This is a genomic window from Leisingera sp. ANG-DT (genome assembly GCF_000813785.1).
Classification (GTDB): domain Bacteria; phylum Pseudomonadota; class Alphaproteobacteria; order Rhodobacterales; family Rhodobacteraceae; genus Leisingera.
In genome coordinates this window covers 401,790-417,512 of the sequence record NZ_JWLE01000005.1, presented here as the reverse complement: position 1 = coordinate 417,512, position 15,723 = coordinate 401,790, and the positions used below count along the sequence as shown (strand labels likewise).

At 59.5% G+C, this 15,723-nt stretch carries 20 protein-coding genes; 8 read left to right on the top strand and 12 right to left on the bottom strand.

Annotated features, from left to right (window positions below):
- Positions 1–7: 7 nt before the first annotated feature.
- From mnmE to RA21_RS07285, 3 genes are all read right to left on the bottom strand, one after another.
- Entirely contained in the window at positions 8–1,294 is a 1,287-nt protein-coding gene (gene mnmE / locus RA21_RS07295; protein ID WP_039147561.1) for a tRNA uridine-5-carboxymethylaminomethyl(34) synthesis GTPase MnmE, read from the bottom strand.
- Positions 1,295–1,324: 30 nt separating this feature from the next.
- Positions 1,325–2,596 (bottom strand): transcription termination factor Rho, encoded by a 1,272-nt coding sequence (gene rho, locus RA21_RS07290; protein WP_019295316.1) that lies wholly within the window; start codon positions 2,594–2,596, stop codon positions 1,325–1,327.
- Positions 2,597–2,769: 173 nt separating this feature from the next.
- Positions 2,770–3,225 (bottom strand): CopD family protein, encoded by a 456-nt coding sequence (locus tag RA21_RS07285; protein ID WP_039147559.1) that lies wholly within the window; start codon positions 3,223–3,225, stop codon positions 2,770–2,772.
- A gap of 410 nt (positions 3,226–3,635) precedes the next feature.
- Between RA21_RS07285 and RA21_RS07280 the strand changes: the two genes are divergently transcribed.
- From RA21_RS07280 to dnaQ, 4 genes are read left to right on the top strand one after another with little or no spacing between them, the layout of a single operon-like run.
- Positions 3,636–4,235 (top strand): Maf family protein, encoded by a 600-nt coding sequence (locus RA21_RS07280; protein WP_039147557.1) that lies wholly within the window; start codon positions 3,636–3,638, stop codon positions 4,233–4,235.
- Positions 4,232–5,065, top strand: a complete 834-nt coding sequence (locus tag RA21_RS07275) for a shikimate dehydrogenase (protein ID WP_019295319.1) — start codon at positions 4,232–4,234, stop codon at positions 5,063–5,065. Before RA21_RS07280 ends, RA21_RS07275 begins: the two co-directional genes overlap by 4 nt.
- Positions 5,062–5,655 (top strand): dephospho-CoA kinase, encoded by a 594-nt coding sequence (gene coaE, locus RA21_RS07270; RefSeq protein ID WP_039147556.1) that lies wholly within the window; start codon positions 5,062–5,064, stop codon positions 5,653–5,655. Before RA21_RS07275 ends, coaE begins: the two co-directional genes overlap by 4 nt.
- Positions 5,648–6,376, top strand: a complete 729-nt coding sequence (gene dnaQ / locus RA21_RS07265) for a DNA polymerase III subunit epsilon (RefSeq protein WP_039147554.1) — start codon at positions 5,648–5,650, stop codon at positions 6,374–6,376. Before coaE ends, dnaQ begins: the two co-directional genes overlap by 8 nt.
- Before the next feature lie 71 nt (positions 6,377–6,447).
- On the opposite strand, the gene secB is transcribed toward dnaQ, so the two are convergent.
- A complete protein-coding gene (gene secB, locus RA21_RS07260; protein WP_019295322.1) occupies positions 6,448–6,936 on the bottom strand; it encodes a protein-export chaperone SecB in 489 nt (162 codons plus the stop codon).
- A 55-nt stretch (positions 6,937–6,991) separates the two neighbouring features.
- Positions 6,992–7,492, bottom strand: a complete 501-nt coding sequence (locus tag RA21_RS07255; protein ID WP_039147552.1) for an FxsA family protein — start codon at positions 7,490–7,492, stop codon at positions 6,992–6,994.
- Positions 7,493–7,607: 115 nt separating this feature from the next.
- On the opposite strand from RA21_RS07255, the gene RA21_RS07250 reads away from it, so the two are divergent.
- Genes RA21_RS07250 through RA21_RS07240 form a run of 3 tightly spaced genes read left to right on the top strand, consistent with a single transcriptional unit; the run spans position 7,608 to position 9,901 of the window.
- The gene (locus RA21_RS07250; protein ID WP_019295324.1) at positions 7,608–8,264 is read left to right on the top strand and encodes a Tim44/TimA family putative adaptor protein; all 657 of its coding nucleotides are present in this window, start codon (positions 7,608–7,610) and stop codon (positions 8,262–8,264) included.
- On the top strand, positions 8,261–9,313 hold the full coding sequence (mltA, locus tag RA21_RS07245) for a murein transglycosylase A (protein ID WP_039147550.1): 1,053 nt from the start codon (positions 8,261–8,263) through the stop codon (positions 9,311–9,313). Before RA21_RS07250 ends, mltA begins: the two co-directional genes overlap by 4 nt.
- On the top strand, positions 9,314–9,901 hold the full coding sequence (locus RA21_RS07240) for a Smr/MutS family protein (RefSeq protein ID WP_019295326.1): 588 nt from the start codon (positions 9,314–9,316) through the stop codon (positions 9,899–9,901). It abuts the gene before it with no gap.
- A gap of 6 nt (positions 9,902–9,907) precedes the next feature.
- Here RA21_RS07240 and RA21_RS07235 read toward each other — a convergent pair whose 3' ends face one another.
- The 4 genes from RA21_RS07235 to hslV form a co-directional block, all read right to left on the bottom strand.
- The gene (locus tag RA21_RS07235; RefSeq protein WP_039147549.1) at positions 9,908–11,023 is read right to left on the bottom strand and encodes an alpha/beta hydrolase; all 1,116 of its coding nucleotides are present in this window, start codon (positions 11,021–11,023) and stop codon (positions 9,908–9,910) included.
- An 81-nt stretch (positions 11,024–11,104) separates the two neighbouring features.
- Complete coding sequence (gene hslU / locus RA21_RS07230) at positions 11,105–12,415, bottom strand: ATP-dependent protease ATPase subunit HslU (protein WP_019295328.1); 1,311 nt, start codon at positions 12,413–12,415, stop codon at positions 11,105–11,107.
- 13 nt (positions 12,416–12,428) lie between these two features.
- Complete coding sequence (locus tag RA21_RS07225; RefSeq protein WP_039147813.1) at positions 12,429–13,499, bottom strand: hypothetical protein; 1,071 nt, start codon at positions 13,497–13,499, stop codon at positions 12,429–12,431.
- Position 13,500: 1 nt separating this feature from the next.
- Positions 13,501–14,064 carry an ATP-dependent protease subunit HslV gene (gene hslV, locus RA21_RS07220; RefSeq protein ID WP_039147547.1) on the bottom strand — a complete coding sequence of 188 codons (564 nt, stop codon included), beginning with the start codon at positions 14,062–14,064 and terminating at the stop codon, positions 13,501–13,503.
- A 221-nt stretch (positions 14,065–14,285) separates the two neighbouring features.
- Here hslV and RA21_RS07215 point away from each other — a divergent pair, with 221 nt between their 5' ends.
- Positions 14,286–14,477, top strand: coding sequence for a DUF1127 domain-containing protein (locus tag RA21_RS07215; RefSeq protein ID WP_019295331.1), 192 nt, complete (start codon positions 14,286–14,288; stop codon positions 14,475–14,477).
- Positions 14,478–14,530: 53 nt separating this feature from the next.
- Here RA21_RS07215 and RA21_RS07210 read toward each other — a convergent pair whose 3' ends face one another.
- The 3 genes from RA21_RS07210 to trxA form a co-directional block, all read right to left on the bottom strand.
- A complete protein-coding gene (locus RA21_RS07210) occupies positions 14,531–14,902 on the bottom strand; it encodes a Lin0512 family protein (RefSeq protein WP_039147545.1) in 372 nt (123 codons plus the stop codon).
- The gene (locus tag RA21_RS07205) at positions 14,899–15,246 is read right to left on the bottom strand and encodes a Lin0512 family protein (protein WP_039147543.1); all 348 of its coding nucleotides are present in this window, start codon (positions 15,244–15,246) and stop codon (positions 14,899–14,901) included. Before RA21_RS07205 ends, RA21_RS07210 begins: the two co-directional genes overlap by 4 nt.
- Before the next feature lie 151 nt (positions 15,247–15,397).
- Complete coding sequence (gene trxA / locus RA21_RS07200; protein WP_019295334.1) at positions 15,398–15,718, bottom strand: thioredoxin; 321 nt, start codon at positions 15,716–15,718, stop codon at positions 15,398–15,400.
- Between the last annotated feature and the right edge of the window lie 5 nt (positions 15,719–15,723).

Below are 15,723 nucleotides of genomic sequence, written 5' to 3'. Positions count from 1 at the left end.
CACTCCTTCACTTTCCGAGACAGAAACTAGAGAAAATCTCATCAAGAAGATTTTCAACCCCGATCCGGCCAACAAGCATCTCCAAGGATCGGATTGCCGAACGCATTTCTTCGGCAGCTATATCATAATACTCCGGTCCGCGCCGCAGAATGTCTTGGGCTTCAGTCAAGCTGAGCAGAGCCGACAACATCGCATCCCGGTGACGGGCACGCGTTGCAATTCCCGCCTGTGCTGAACGGCTCTTGAGGACAGAGGACACATGATCAACAAGCTGATCGACACCCTGCCCCGACCGGCCCGAGATTGCATTTCCTTGTTCTGCGCGCAAATCAGCCTTTGGCCGCAAGCGAATGTCGCCGGCGCGCATCTCGACGTCCAGAACTTCACTGTCTTCCGCAAGAAACACACGCAGATCGGCTTCCTCAGCCCTCTTTCGGGCCAGGGCAATGCCGATGCCCTCGACATGGTCATCCGTGTCGCGAAGGCCGGCAGTATCCAAAAGCGTGACCGGCAGGCCGGCTAGATCCATCCGCACTTCGATTATATCGCGCGTCGTGCCGGCATACTCTGACGTGATCGCGGCTTCCCGGCCGGCCAGCGCGTTCAGCAGCGTGGACTTTCCCACATTCGGAGCACCAACAATAGCAACTTCAAACCCGCTGCGAATCCGTTCTGCTATTCTAACGCCGGCGGTCTCCTTTTCGAGGCCGGCTTGAACATGTGCCAGCAGCTCAGAGACTTCCGGGGTCACGTCAACCGGCACCTCTTCATCAGCAAAATCGATTGTGACTTCGATCAAGGATGCGGCACGGATCAGGCTTGTACGCCAGGATTCGGCCAATCGCCCCAGCCCGCCGGCAAGAACGACCTGTGCTTGTCTGCGTTGCGCTTCGGTTTCAGCATCTATCAGATCGGCGAGCCCTTCGACCTGCGCCAGATCCAAGTTGCCGTTTTCCAAAGCGCGGCGGGTGAACTCCCCCGGTTCAGCCATGCGAAGCCCGTTGATTCGCCCCAGGGAATCCAACACAGCAGAGACCACCGCCGTACTTCCATGTGTTTGAAATTCAACGGTATTTTCACCCGTAAAGCTTTTTGGAGCTGAGAAGCTTAGAACCAGAGCTTCGTCCAGGCGTTCACCTGATTCGTCTTGCAAGATTCGCAGACCGGTGCCCCGCGCCGGCAGTTCACCGCCGCAAATCTGCGCGCCAGCGTCAAGCGCCAATGGGCCAGAGATGCGGATTACCGCGACCCCGGCCTTCCCTTGTGCGGAGGCCAGCGCAAAGATCGTGTCCATGGGATGGCCCTTCTTTCTTGCCGGCCCGGATCAGGTGTTCATAGAGTCGAAGAATTCGGAGTTCGACTTTGTCTGCTTCAGCTTCGACAGCAGGAACTCGATAGCATCGGTAGTGCCCATCGGGTTCAGGATCCGGCGCAGCACAAAGGTCTTGGCCAGATCGCCCTTGTCGACCAGCAGATCCTCTTTCCGGGTGCCGGATTTGAGAATGTCGATTGCCGGGAACACGCGTTTGTCGGCAATCTTGCGGTCCAGCACGATCTCCGAGTTACCGGTGCCTTTGAATTCTTCAAAGATCACCTCGTCCATGCGCGAGCCGGTGTCGATCAGCGCGGTGGCGATGATGGTCAGCGAACCGCCTTCCTCGATATTCCGCGCGGCACCAAAGAAGCGCTTGGGCCGCTGCAGCGCGTTTGCGTCAACGCCACCGGTCAGAACTTTACCTGAAGACGGAACCACCGTGTTAAACGCCCTACCAAGTCTTGTGATCGAGTCGAGAAGAATCACAACATCTCGTTTATGCTCCACCAGGCGCTTGGCCTTTTCGATGACCATTTCGGACACTGCAACATGGCGGGTTGCCGGTTCGTCAAAGGTGGAGGACACAACCTCACCCTTCACCGAGCGCTGCATGTCGGTCACCTCTTCCGGACGTTCGTCAATCAGCAGAACGATCAGGTAGCACTCCGGATGGTTCTTTTCGATCGAGTGCGCGATGTTCTGCAGGATCACCGTCTTACCGGTGCGCGGCGGCGCCACGATCAGCGAACGCTGCCCCTTGCCGATGGGGGCCACCAGGTCGATCACCCGGGCAGAGCGGTCCTTGATGGTGGGATCCTCGATCTCCATCTTCAGGCGCTCATCCGGATAGAGCGGTGTCAGGTTGTCAAAAGCGATCTTGTGACGGGCCTTTTCAGGCTCCTCGAAGTTGATCTTGGTGACATTGGTCAGTGCAAAATAGCGCTCCGACTCCAGCGGCGCCTTGATCTGGCCTTCGACCGTGTCGCCAGTGCGCAAAGAATACTGGCGGATCATGTCGGGAGAGACATAGATGTCGTCCGGACCCGGTAGATAGTTTGCCTCAGGAGAGCGCAGAAAGCCAAAGCCGTCCTGCAGCACTTCCAGCACACCGTCGCCGCCGATGTCCCAGCCCTCATCCGCGCGTTCCCGCAGGATCTGGAACATCATCTCACCCTTGCGCATGGTCGAGGCGTTTTCGATCTCCAGCTCCTCAGCCATCGCCAGCAGGGCTTTAGGGCTCTTGGCTTTGAGATCAGACAGATTCAGGGATTGCACGGTCATATAGATACGGCCTCTACTCCCCGCTTACCCGGGGGTCGGTCACACGACAGGTTAGGAAAACACGGTTGCCCGGACGGGCCCGCTGAGAGCCATACATAGGGACTCGTTTCAGATGAGTCAAACGCCGGCTGAAAACGTTTCGCAGCCACAGCCCCCACCCCAGCGCCGCTGCGTCAGAATTTGAAGATGACCGAGATCACAATCACTGCCATCAGCACCGTCGGCACCTCGTTCATCATCCTGAACTGCCGCCCCGTCAGCGTATTGCGCCCGTCTTTGAAATCCCGGTGGCGGAACAGCAGCCAGTGGTGGAACCATGTCATGGCGATGACGGATAGACCCTTGGTCCAAGGCCAGAGGTAGCTCCAGTCGACAATGCCGGGTGTCAGTACGATGAACAGACCTGCAGTCCATGAAACATACATTGCAGGGCGCATGATGATCCTGAGAAGCTTCTCTTCCATAGTCAGGAAAATCGGTACTGCTTCCTGAACCTTCTCTGCCTGCTCCACGTGATACACGAACAGACGGGGGAGGTAGAAGAGACCGGCCATCCAGCTGAGTACTGCCATGATGTGAAGTGACTTGGCATATGGGTAGAGCGCGAACATCAGATCGCTCAAGTCCATGGGCAGTTCTCCCCGTTCAGATCTGACCACCCTAATAAATAAAGAAATATTAGAAGGATGATGTTTTTGTAGTGTGCGTGGATTCCAGTGGATAAGTGAATCTTCCTTCGCTTATCCCCAGCAGGGATAAGATTCCAGCGTGCATGGGACAGGAGTCGTGGAAATTTGGTTAACGCTCTTAAAATAAGGGTTGTTAAGGATCAGTTTACCTATCTGAACTTGGGGATAACCACGGGATGATCCGGGGAGAGCCGGCATATCCACGATTTCAAAGTTATCCTGACTCACAAAGGACGACTCAGCCGGCAGAATCCCGAGATTTGCGTCAACCCCTGGAGTCTTTACTTAACCGCGGAAAACCATACAAAACGTCCTGAAACGATCTGCGTCTTTCCCACGGGGTTTTCCACATGACTGCCCACATTGTGCTGGCTTCCGGTTCCGAAATCCGGGCGCATCTGCTGCGTCAGGCGGGTATTGATTTCGAATGCGATGTACCGCGCTTGGATGAGGATGCGATTAAGTCAGCCCTATTGGCCGAAGAGGCTCCGCCGCGGGACATCGCGGATGCGCTGGCAGAGGCAAAGGCGCGCAAAATCAGCGGGAAGCATTCTGGAAAGCTGGTTCTAGGCTGTGATCAGGTGCTTGAATTCGAGGGGAGCCTTCTTTCCAAGCCAGTCAGTCCTGAGGACGCACTGCACCAGCTCAAGGAGATGCGCGGCAAACGTCATTTGCTATTGTCAGCTGCCGTGATCTACCGGGATGGTGAACCGATCTGGCGGCATGTGGGCCAGGTCCGGCTGGTAATGCGTAAATGTTCGGACAGTTACCTTGAGGACTATGTCGCCCGCAATTGGGATAGCATTCGCCATGCGGTCGGGGCTTACAAACTGGAAGAAGAAGGTGTGCGGCTGTTTGCCAGCATCGACGGCAGCTACTTTAATGTCTTGGGATTGCCGCTGATGGAGCTTATCAGTTACCTGGGTTTGCAAGGGGTGATCAAGCAATGACAGAAGCAAAAATCCCGCTCGCCGGCGTGATCGGCTGCCCGGTGGCGCATTCCAAATCCCCGCAGCTGCATGGCCATTGGCTGAAGACTCACGGCATCGCCGGTTACTATGTTCCCATGCATGTAGAGCCGGAAGATCTTGCCGAAACCATCCGGACGATGCCGAAGATGGGGTTTGTCGGGGCGAATGTCACCATTCCGCACAAGGAAGCGGTGATGGAGATTGCTGACAAAGTGACGGACCGGGCGCGGCTGATCGGTGCGGCTAATACGCTGATCTTCCGCAAGGATGGAACGATCATGGCCGATAATACGGACGGTTACGGTTTTATCACCAACCTGCATCAGGGCGCGCCGGATTGGGATCCGCAGTCCGGGCCGGCTGTAGTTTTGGGGGCTGGCGGGGCATGCCGGGCAGTGGTCGCTTCCTTGATGGAGGCTGGTGTGCCGGAAATCCTGCTGACCAACCGCACGCGTGAGCGGGCGGACCAGCTGCAGAAGGACTTTGGCAACCGTGTCAAAGTGGTGGAATGGGTTCAGGCCGGCAATATCGTGGAAGAAGGCGCGCTGATCGTGAACACAACCTCGCTCGGCATGGTGGGCAAGCCGCGTCTGAGGGTTCCGCTGGACGGGCTGCGGTCAAATGCTGTTGTGACCGACCTCATCTATGCGCCGCTGAAAACCGACTTGCTGCAAACTGCCGAGGATGCGGGCTGCACTGTGGTTGACGGTCTGGGTATGCTGCTGCATCAGGCGGTTCCGGGATTTGAACGCTGGTTTGGACACCGGCCTGAGGTTGACGCTGCCACGCGCGCGGCGGCACTCAGATGAGTTTCAGCCTTGGCCTCACCGGCTCTATCGGTATGGGAAAAAGCACCACTGCCAAACTGTTTGCGGCCCAGGGCTGCGCTGTTTGGGATGCCGATGCGGCCGTTCACCGGCTTTACGGCCGAGGCGGTGCCGCGGTGGCGCCGATGGGTGCTGCCTTCCCGGAGGCAATCGAGGATGGCGCAGTCAGCCGTATTGCCCTGAAACAGATCATCGGCCAATCCCCGGACGCTCTGAAACGGATTGAAAGTATCGTGCATCCGCTGGTGGCTCAGGACCGGGCCGCTTTCCGGGCGCAGGCAATCAGTGACGTCCTGGTTTTCGACATCCCCCTGTTGTTCGAAACCGGCGGCGATGCGGAAATGGATGCAGTGGCTTGTGTGACAGTGGATGCAGAAACTCAGCAGGAACGGGTTCTGGCCCGCGGCACGATGACGGTTGAGCAATTCCGGCATATCCTGCAAAAACAGATGCCGATTGAGGAAAAAATAGCCCGGGCTGACTATGTGATCGAGACAGACACGCTCGACCACGCAGAGGCACAGGTGGCAGAGGTCCTCGCAGATATCAGGAGCAAGCCGGGCCATGCGTGAAATCGTTCTCGATACCGAAACCACCGGATTTGATCCGTTTTCCGGGGACCGGATCGTCGAGATCGGGGCAGTGGAGCTGTTCAACCACATGCCCACCGGGGAAACGTTTCACGTTTACATAAATCCGGAACGTTCGATGCCGGCAGAGGCGTTCTCGGTTCATGGCATCGGCCCGGACCTGCTGGAGCCGCCCCAGAAACCGGAACCCGGTGCGGTTACTCTGCGCGACAAACCGGTTTTTGCCAAAGTTGGCCAGAAGTTCCTGGATTTTGTGAAAGACTCCAAGATGGTCATTCACAACGCCAGTTTTGATATGAAATTCCTGAACGCGGAACTTGACTGGATGGGGCTGCCAAAGCTGCCGATGGACCAGGCAATCGATACTCTGGCAATGGCGCGCCAGCGGTTTCCCGGTTCGCCGGCGACGCTTGATGCGCTCTGCCGCCGGTTCAATATCGACAACTCCAACCGGACCCTGCACGGCGCGCTGCTCGACTCCGAAATCCTGGCAGATGTGTATCTTGAGCTTATTGGCGGGCGGCAGCCGGATTTTGGCCTGTCCACTCAAGCCGCCTCGTCAGGCTCTGCACAGGTTGAGGATGACTGGCGCCCTGCCCCGCGGCAATCTCCGCTTCCACCGCGGATCACGGCCGATGAACTGGCGGCACACGAGGCCTTTGTCGGCAAAATGGGAGAAGATGCCTTGTGGAAGGCCACCTGACTCCAAATTGGCTGGAAACGAAAAAACGCCGCTGAGACCAGCGGCGTTTTCTGCTTCAGAGACCGAAGACTTTACTGTGTGGGTTCGGCTGCAGCCGCTTCTTGCTGGCGGCGCGCCAGTTCGTTGCGGTAGATCCCGACAAAGTCGATGTTGTCCAGGTTCAGCGGCGGGAAGCCGCCGTCGCGGGTCACATCGGACACGATGCGGCGCAGGAACGGGAAGGTCATGCGCGGGCATTCGATCAGCAGGAACGGGTGCAGCTGGTCTTCCGGCACGCCGACGATGTTAAAGACGCCGACATATTCCAGCTCAAGCACGAACAGGACGTTGCCGCCTTCCTTGTTCTTGGACTCGACGGTCAGCTTGGTGATCACCTCGTACTGGTTCTCAGTCGAACGCTTTTTCGCATCCAGGTTAACCTGCACGCTGACGTCGGGCTGAACCTCGCCGCCAGTGCCTTTTTGCGCCATCACGTTCTCGAACGACATGTCGCGGATGAACTGTGCCAGAACGTTCATCTGGACTTGCGGCTGCTGCTGGGCTTCGCCGTTTTCGGCCATCGGGATACTCCTGAAATATGCTTTGGACCGTGCTTAACAGCTTGGCCCGGACACCTCAACGGGGCCCGTCAACCCAGCCGGACGGGCTGCTTGGGCGCTGCCCGGGAGTCACATCTTCGTAGTCTCCGTCGATGATGTCATCCGGTTTTCCAGCGCTTCCCGGATAGTGGCGGCCCTGCATGCTGCCTGGTCCCATCTGGAATTGCGCCACGGTGATGCGGGCACGCAGATAGCGATAGACCGCCAGCCGGACCGGCGGCATCAAAAGCGCAAAGCCAACAGCATCAGTGAAGAAACCGGGGGTCAGCAGCAATGCACCAGCAACCAGGATCATGGCCCCATGGGCCAAAGGTTCAGCCGGATCGGACAATTGCTGAAAAGACGACCGCAGCTGTCCCATCGCCATGCGTCCCTGTGTTTTCACCAGCCAGGTGCCCAGTACTGCGGTTAGAACCACGATGGCCAGGGTCGGCCACAGGCCGATGGCGCCGCCGACCTGAATAAACAAAGCAATTTCAATGATGGGAACCATCAGAAAGGCCAAGAGGAGATACATGGGGGTTTCCTTGCGATCATACACCCGGGCGGTAGACTTGCCCCCGCCCGTCACCTACATAAGGTCTGACCGCTTTGGTTTCAAACAAAGCACGAACGCCTAGCATGAGGTATCCATGGAGTCGCCTGTGATTCAGCTTTTGGTTCTGGCCGGTATTGCCGTGTTTCTGATCCTGCGCTTGAAAAGCGTTCTGGGAACACGCGAAGGCTTTGAAAAGCCGCCGCTGCCGAAGTCCGAAACCAAGAGCCGCCGCCCGGATCTGGAAGTGATCGAAGGCGGCCCGGACCGCGACATCACCGATTATGTTGCTGAAGGCAGCCCGCAGGCTCAGGCCCTGGCTGCGATGAAACGGGCTGAACCCTCGTTCCAAGTGCAGGATTTCGTTCAGGGCGCCCGCGGTGCGTACGAGATGATCTTGATGGGATTCGAGCACGGCAATCTGGATGACATCCAGCCGTTCCTGGCGGAGGATGTTTTTGATAGCTTCGTGGAAGCCGTCGCGCACCGCGAGGACCAGGGGCTGAAGATCGAAGCCGAATTCATTGGAGTGCGTGAAACGACGCTGGCCGATGCGCAATTTGATGCGCAGTCTGGCCGGGCTGAGATTACCATGCGCTTCGTGGGTGAGCTTACCTCCGTCGTGCGCGACCGCGGCGGCGATATTGTCGAGGGCGACCCCAAGGCGGTGAAACGCCAGAAAGACACTTGGGTCTTTGCTCGCAACATGGGCAGCGATGATCCCAACTGGCAGCTTGTTGCGACGGACGCATGATTGCGGCGCTTCGGGGGGCACTTGGGGCAGCTGCAATTGCAGGTGCCGCGATGACCGCCTCCGGGGCGCACTCCGAAACTGTGTCCAGCATTCTGGACTTTGCTCAGCTTGACGGCTGGGCACATGATGACCACGCAGCCGCGCTGGAGGTTTTTCTGGGAACCTGCCGGGACCTCAAGGATCCGGATTGGGCCGCATTGTGCAAGGCGGCTCGCTCCCAGTCACCTGATGGCGCCCGTGCGTTTTTTGAGCTGTTTTTCCGTCCGGTTCTGATCGAGGACGGCAACCCTGCCCTGTTTACCGGATATTTTGAGCCGGAACTGACAGGGTCACGCTACCCCACGGGCCGGTTCCGCTATCCGGTCTACAAGATGCCCCCAGAGGCGCGTGCAACAGATCAGTGGCTGCCGCGCCGGGATATCCTGAGCAGTGACGTGATGCAGGGCCGCGGGCTGGAAATCGCCTGGGTCGATGATCCGGTAGAGCTGTTCTTTCTTCAGATTCAGGGATCAGGGCGCATCCGCCTGCCGGATGGCTCGACCATCCGCGTCGGATACGGAGGCGCCAACGGCCATCCGTACAAGTCGATCGGCAAGGAACTGGTGCGCCGCGGCGTCTACAATGCCCATCAGGTCAGCGCGCAGGTGATCAAGTCCTGGGTGCGGCGAAATCCGGCGGACGGCAAGGAGCTGCTGTTCCACAACCCGTCTTATGTGTTTTTCCGTGAGGTGCGTAAGGTCGCGGCTTCCAAGGGGCCGCTTGGCGCCATGAACCGCTCCGTCACCCCAATGCGGACTATTGCCGCCGATCCAGCCTATACACCTCTTGGTGCGCCGGTCTGGGTGGAAAAGGACGGGCATCTGCCGCTGCGGCGGCTGATGGTGGCGCAAGATACCGGTTCTGCTATCAAAGGTGCCCAGCGGGCTGACATTTTTGTCGGCACAGGGGATGCGGCGGGCGAAACCGCCGGCACGATGAAAGACCCGGGCCGGATGGTGGTTCTGCTGCCGATCCAGCGGGCCTATGCGATGCTGCCGGAAGACATCTAAATGACACGGCGCAAACTGACAGGAGATGAGATCGACCTTTGGCACAAGGTCGTGAAGCACACAGAGCGGTTGCACCCGGGTACCCACTCCACGCCGCCAGCTGCGCCGATGCCGAAACCCAAACCGGTCAAGCAACCGGAACCGCGCCTGGCGCCGTTCAAGGTTGGCAGCAATGCCAAACCCAAGCCGGTGAAACATGATCTGAAGCCGTCGATTGCCCGTAGCCTGGCCAGTGATCCGCTGCAGATGGACGAAAAGGCCTTCCGCCGGATGAAACGCGGCAAGATCAGGCCGGAAGGCAAGCTGGACCTGCATGGCATGCGGATCGACACCGCGCACCCTGCCCTGACGCGCTTTATCCTTTCGGCTCAGGCATCGGGCAAGCGGCTGGTGCTGGTGGTAACCGGCAAGGGAAAGGACCGGGACGAGCCGGGCCCGATGCCGGTGCCGCGCGGGGTGCTGCGCCACAAGGTGCCGCAATGGCTTGCCCTGCCGCCGTTGTCGCAGGCGGTTCTGCAGGTCACGCCGGCTCACATCAGCCATGGCGGAGAAGGTGCATATTACGTCTATCTCCGGCGGGGCCGCTGACGGCTGTCACCGGTTATTGGATGGGGGGCCTTCCAGCGCGATTTCTATGGCACTGTCCCGGATAACGATCTGGCCCGGTAAAATCCTGCGCAGACGGTCCTGATCACGTTCGAATGTCTGCGCCGTTTGCCGGGCGCCTTTCAGCAGCGCCAGCAGCGCCGGTGAGCTGGCAGCAACAAAATGCTGCGATTCCGCTTCGTCGGCAAAGGCCGTCGTATCAATGACTTCTACCGGAAGGTCGCTGATTTCCTCAATATTGTTGAGATTGCCCAGCCTTGCCCGCCCGTTCAATCCGCGCAGCCGTTGCGACAGGGTCAGGATATTGTCTTTTTGCGAAACGAAGATGGCAAACGGCTGCGGAACTTCGGCAAAGCGCTGCATCTGCGATTTGAACACATCAACGTCCAGGTCCGGAGACATCAGCACCACGCCGCCCAGGTTGCGGGCGGTCCATCCCGGTGTCTTGATTTCGATCTGGCGCAGCGCCTCCATGGTCAGCAGCCCGCCCATGGAATGCGCCACCACCACAACCCGGCCGGTGCCTGGCGAACGCAGCTTGCGCAGCAGCATCTCCAGCCCGTCGCGGGCAAACAGGACACTATCTGCATCATATGCGTAGCCAAGCGCCTTGCCCTTGCTGGGCCAGGAATAAATGACAGTTGCCCCGGGGACGTTGATGTCATGGGTCAGTTGCGCCGCGCGGAACGCGGTTTCGGCCTGGGTGGAATTGAAGCCGTGCACAAATACAGTGACGTCCCGCTCCTGCGGCGGAAACTTGGCCAGTTCCTGGTTCAGGCGTGAAGAAAAAGCAGCTTCGCTCTCGAATTTCCGGCGTCCGGCCATGGTGAACTCAGTGGCTGGATCGGGATCCTGGTACCCGAATTCCAAGGATCCAGGCTGCCGGTTGGGCGGAATTGAAACCGTAAGCTCAAGCAGGCTGAATCCTTCCGTCCGGTCAGAACCAAAGGTCCCATCCGGCAGGGGATCGCGGTTGGTCGCTGCAAAAATGGTCTTGGCAGTACCCAGCTGCAAAGCTCCAGGAACTGTGGGCGAGTAAGACCTGTCCGTGCAGCCTACGAGGACGGTCACGAAGAATACGCAAACTACGCGCAGAACCTGCATGATATTTGCCCCCGAATTCAAATAGCGGCAGGCTATCCGACCTGCCGCCATTGTCCAGTGGCTCAGCGCGGCTTGGGCAGTTTACAGCACGTAACGGCTAACATCCGCAGAGCGGCCAAGCTCACCCAGGTTCTTTTTCACAAAAGCCGCGTCTACCGTGACCGCCTCGCCCGAGCGGTCAGGCGCTGTGAAGGAGAGTTCTTCGAACACCCGCTCCATCACGGTGTAAAGCCGCCGCGCGCCGATGTTTTCGACAGTCTGGTTCACCTCAGCCGCGATTTTGGCCAGCGCGGCAATCCCGTCTTCCGTGAAGGTCACTTCAACTTCCTCGGTGCCCATCAGCGCGGTGTACTGCCGTGTCAGCGCATTGTCGGTCTCCGTGAGGATGCGGACAAAGTCCTTTTCGGTCAGCGCCCGCAGGTTGACGCGGATCGGCAGCCGGCCCTGCAGTTCTGGCAGTAGATCCGACGGCTTGGCGATATGGAACGCGCCGGAGGCGATGAACAGGATATGGTCGGTCTTCACCGGCCCGTGCTTGGTGCTGACGGTGGTGCCTTCGATCAACGGCAGCAGGTCGCGCTGCACGCCTTCCCGGCTGACGTCGCCGCCGCGGGTTTCCTGGCGCGCGCAAACCTTGTCGATCTCGTCCAGGAAGACGATGCCGTTCTGCTCCACCGACTCCAGCGCGGTGCGGGTGACGGTTTCGTCATCCAACAGCTTGTCTGCTTCCTCGCTGATCAGCACCTCATAGCTTTCGGCAACGGTCATCTTCTTGCGCGTGGTGCGCCCGCCCATCGCCTTGCCGAACAGATCGCCCAGGTTCAGCATTCCCATGTTGCCGCCACCGGGCTGGCCGGGGATTTCGAACATGCCCATCGGATTGGAGGTGTCGGCCACATCCAGTTCGATCACCGTGTCGTCCAGCTCCCCCGCCTTCAGTTTTTTGCGGAACATCTCGCGGGTGGCCTCACGGGCATCGCTGCCGGCGATGGCTTCCACAACCCGGTCCTCTGCGGCCTTATGGGCGTTGGCCTTCACGTCTTCGCGCATGTACTCGCGGGTCTGGGCAATGGCGCTGTCCACCAGATCGCGGATGATCTGTTCCACATCCCGGCCGACATAGCCGACCTCGGTGAACTTGGTGGCCTCAACCTTGATGAAAGGCGCGCGCGCGAGCTTCGCCAGACGGCGGGAAATCTCGGTTTTGCCGACGCCGGTGGGGCCGATCATCAGGATGTTCTTGGGGTACACTTCATCGCGCAGGTCGTCGGCCAGCTGCTTGCGCCGCCAGCGGCTGCGCAGCGCCACGGCGACGGCGCGCTTGGCTTCCTTCTGGCCGATGATGAAGCGGTCCAGTTCCGAGACGATTTCGCGGGGGGTCAGATCAGTCATGGGTCTTTCCGTTTCAGTGTGAGGGCGGCAGCCGGTCAAGTGGCAGCACACCGGACAAGGGGGTAAGCAGGACCGCTCGGATGCGGCTCCAGAAGGCGCCGAGGGCAACCAGAAACACACCAAGCGCCAGTATGGTGATGGCGGTGCCTTCGCCGCTGAACACGGTGCCGGCCAGGGTGACGCTGTAGCCGATGGCGGCAATCAGGAAGGACCGGCGGTCGATGATGATTGCTATGAGGGCAAATAGCACAAGGACGGCAAACAAAAGCAAATTTGAACTGGAGGTGCCACTGTCCAGAAGGCTGAGAGCAATGGTGTTGACCAGGGCCGGTGCGGCAACGACATGCAGCCAGAACCCCTGCGCCGACCGCCGCGTCACCCGGTGCGGGTCGCTGAGATCGAAAACCATCGCAACCGCAAAAACGCAACACCCGACGGCCAGAGTGATCCAGGCAAAGGGGCCACTAGCTGACAGCAGGAACAGATCGCTTATTCCTGCTGGGGTGCCGGCCCGTATGGCGCCCGACAGAAGTGCAACCGCAAAGACCCCCAAAGCAATCAATGCCATGGCAAAGGGGACCCGGAAGCGCATCCAGAACACCGCGATTGTAGCGGTTGCGGCTGCAACAGGCAGCGGCAGGCTGGAGAAGTCGTTCTGCGCAATCATGAAAGGTTGCGAGAAATATGCTGTAAACCCGGTGCCTGCATTGCCGGCCCACAGCAGCGACAGGGCGATGGCAGGTGCAACCATGCGGCGGCGGCGGATGAAGTATTCGGACAGCAGCCAAAGAACCGCGGCCCCTGCGATGGCGGAATAGACCGCCTTCTGCTGATAGCCGCCCAGCGAGCCTGCCAGATCGACGGCTGTAAAAGCCATCCAGCCGGAGGCCAGGATCAACAGGCCGATGACGATGAATATCTCGTTGAACCCTTTAAACAGTTCAAAGGGTTCATCGCCCGGAGCCAGGTTTTCCCTGGCGCCCCGGCGGCTGTCGGCCAATGCCAGCAGCGAGGCCGCCTGAGCTTCGCTCAGCAGGCCTGAGCCAACGGCGGCGCGCAGATCATCCTGGTTGACCCTGCCCACCTCAGGCTTCCCGTCCAATGGTCTCGACGGTCAGGTTTCCATTGGTGTAGACGCAGATATCGGCGGCGATGGCCATGGCGTCGCGGGCAACGGATTCCGCGGATTTATCGCTGTCCATCATGCCGCGGGCTGCGGCCAGGGCAAAATTGCCGCCGGATCCGATGGCCGCCACATCATGTTCGGGCTCCAGCACATCGCCGGCGCCGGTGATTACAAACATATCGGTGCCGTCGGTGACGATCAGCATCGCTTCCAGCTTCTGCAGGTATTTGTCGGTGCGCCAGTCCTTGGCCAGTTCCACACTGGCGCGGGCCAGCTGGCCCGGGGTTGCTTCCAGCTTGGCTTCAAGACGCTCCAGCAGGGTGAATGCATCGGCGGTCGAGCCGGCAAAGCCTGCCACCACATCAAAACCGCCGGGCGACAGGCGCCGCACCTTGCGGGCGGTGCCCTTGATCACTGTCTGCCCCAGCGACACCTGGCCGTCGCCGGCGATGACCACCTGACCGTCCTTCTTGACGCCGATGATGGTGGTGCCGTGCCAGCCGGGGAATTGATCGTCTGCCATAAATGCCTCCGTTAAGTTGCCCCCTATATGGAACCATCCCCCCGCCGGCACAAGAGAGCGGGCCGGATCACAGGCTTTGCAAGGACTGCAAGGGGTTTCGCCGCTATGCAGAAAGCGCAAGGCGGGGCTGTCGAACCGGCAATTGCGGGACTCAGCTACGCATCCTACATGGGGCTCACAACCGGCACAGGGTCGGCTGTTTCTTAGAAGGATATGCGCAAATGACGACCGCAAACATTCATGCGCCGCTCGGAGCAGTCACCGTTCTCCGCGTGGTCGACGCTATGACCAATGTGAAAACCTCCATCGTGGAGTGGTATGAAGCCCGCGAGACCCGCAAGGCTCTGGCCCGGCTGACCGACGCACAGCTGGACGACATCGGCATGAGCCGCGCCGACATCGCCAAGATCTGAGACTAAATTGGTCGAAGACATTGAATGAGCCGCCCAGAAACGGGCGGCTTTGTTCATTTCGGGGCTGTGATTTTGTATTTCCCGGCCTGATCCGGCAGCCAGGCCTCGATTGCAGCGGTGGCCACTACATGGCGGCTGCCGGCTTCCGCATCCTCCACATCCAGCCCGCCTTTGACGGCCCGCACACTGGCCCTGCCCCGCGGCAGATCCTGCGCTACCAGATCGCAATCCACCGCCTCCGGCCGCTGCACCCCGATGGTCACGTCAACACGCATTTCGCTGTGATCGATGCCAAGCTTGGAAAACAGGGTGATCGACGAATGATGCAGTGCGTCCTGCACCGCGCGCCGCGCCGCCTTGGTGTAATCCTGGCCGTAAAGGTCGTTGCCGGTGCCCATTTCCAGGATGATGCGTTTCTCGCTCATTCCACCGTCTCCATGTCAAAGGAAACCACCACAGCCGCATTGGCTATCACCGTGCATCCGCCCTGCGGTTTTTCAATGTTGAGCCCGCCTTCCACAACCCGGATGCTGGGCTGGCCGTAGGGAAAAATCTCCAGCAGTGCGTCCCTGTCTACCGCTTCTGGTTTCTGCACACCGATCTCCGCGTCGATAATCATGTCTTCCTTACGGAAATCAAACAGTTCCGCCATGTTGACGGAGTTGTGCCACAGCGCGTCCTTGATCGCCCGGCGAGCGGCTTCAGTATAGTCCTCGCGCCTCAGCGACGTGCCCATGCCGAATTCCACCAGTACCCGTGTCTTGGCCATTTTGCCTCCTTTACCTGTCTCAAGGCGAACCGTCGCAGGGTATCAGCTCAAAGGACAGTGCCAGTTTGCCGCCAGCCGGTACGCCAGCGCTCAAAACAAAAAAGGGCCGTCCCCGTGGGGACAGCCCTAGGAAATCCGGTTTGGATCCGGCTCAGATCGACTCTTCGATCCAGCTCTGCAGCGCGGCCTTGGGGGCGGCGCCGGCACGGTTGGAGATCACCTGGCCGTCCTTGAAGATGAACAGCGCCGGAATGCCGCGCACGCCCATGGCGGCTGCGGAGTTCGGGTTGCTGTCAACGTCGACCTTGGCGATTTTCACCTTGCCGCCGAATTCCGCGGCAAGCTCTTCGAGAGCCGGGCCAATCTGTTTGCAGGGACCGCACCACTCGGCCCAGAAATCCACCACAACGGGGATATCGGAGTTCTTGACTTCGGCGTCAAAGGTGGCGTCGGTGACGGCTACGGTGGACATATGCA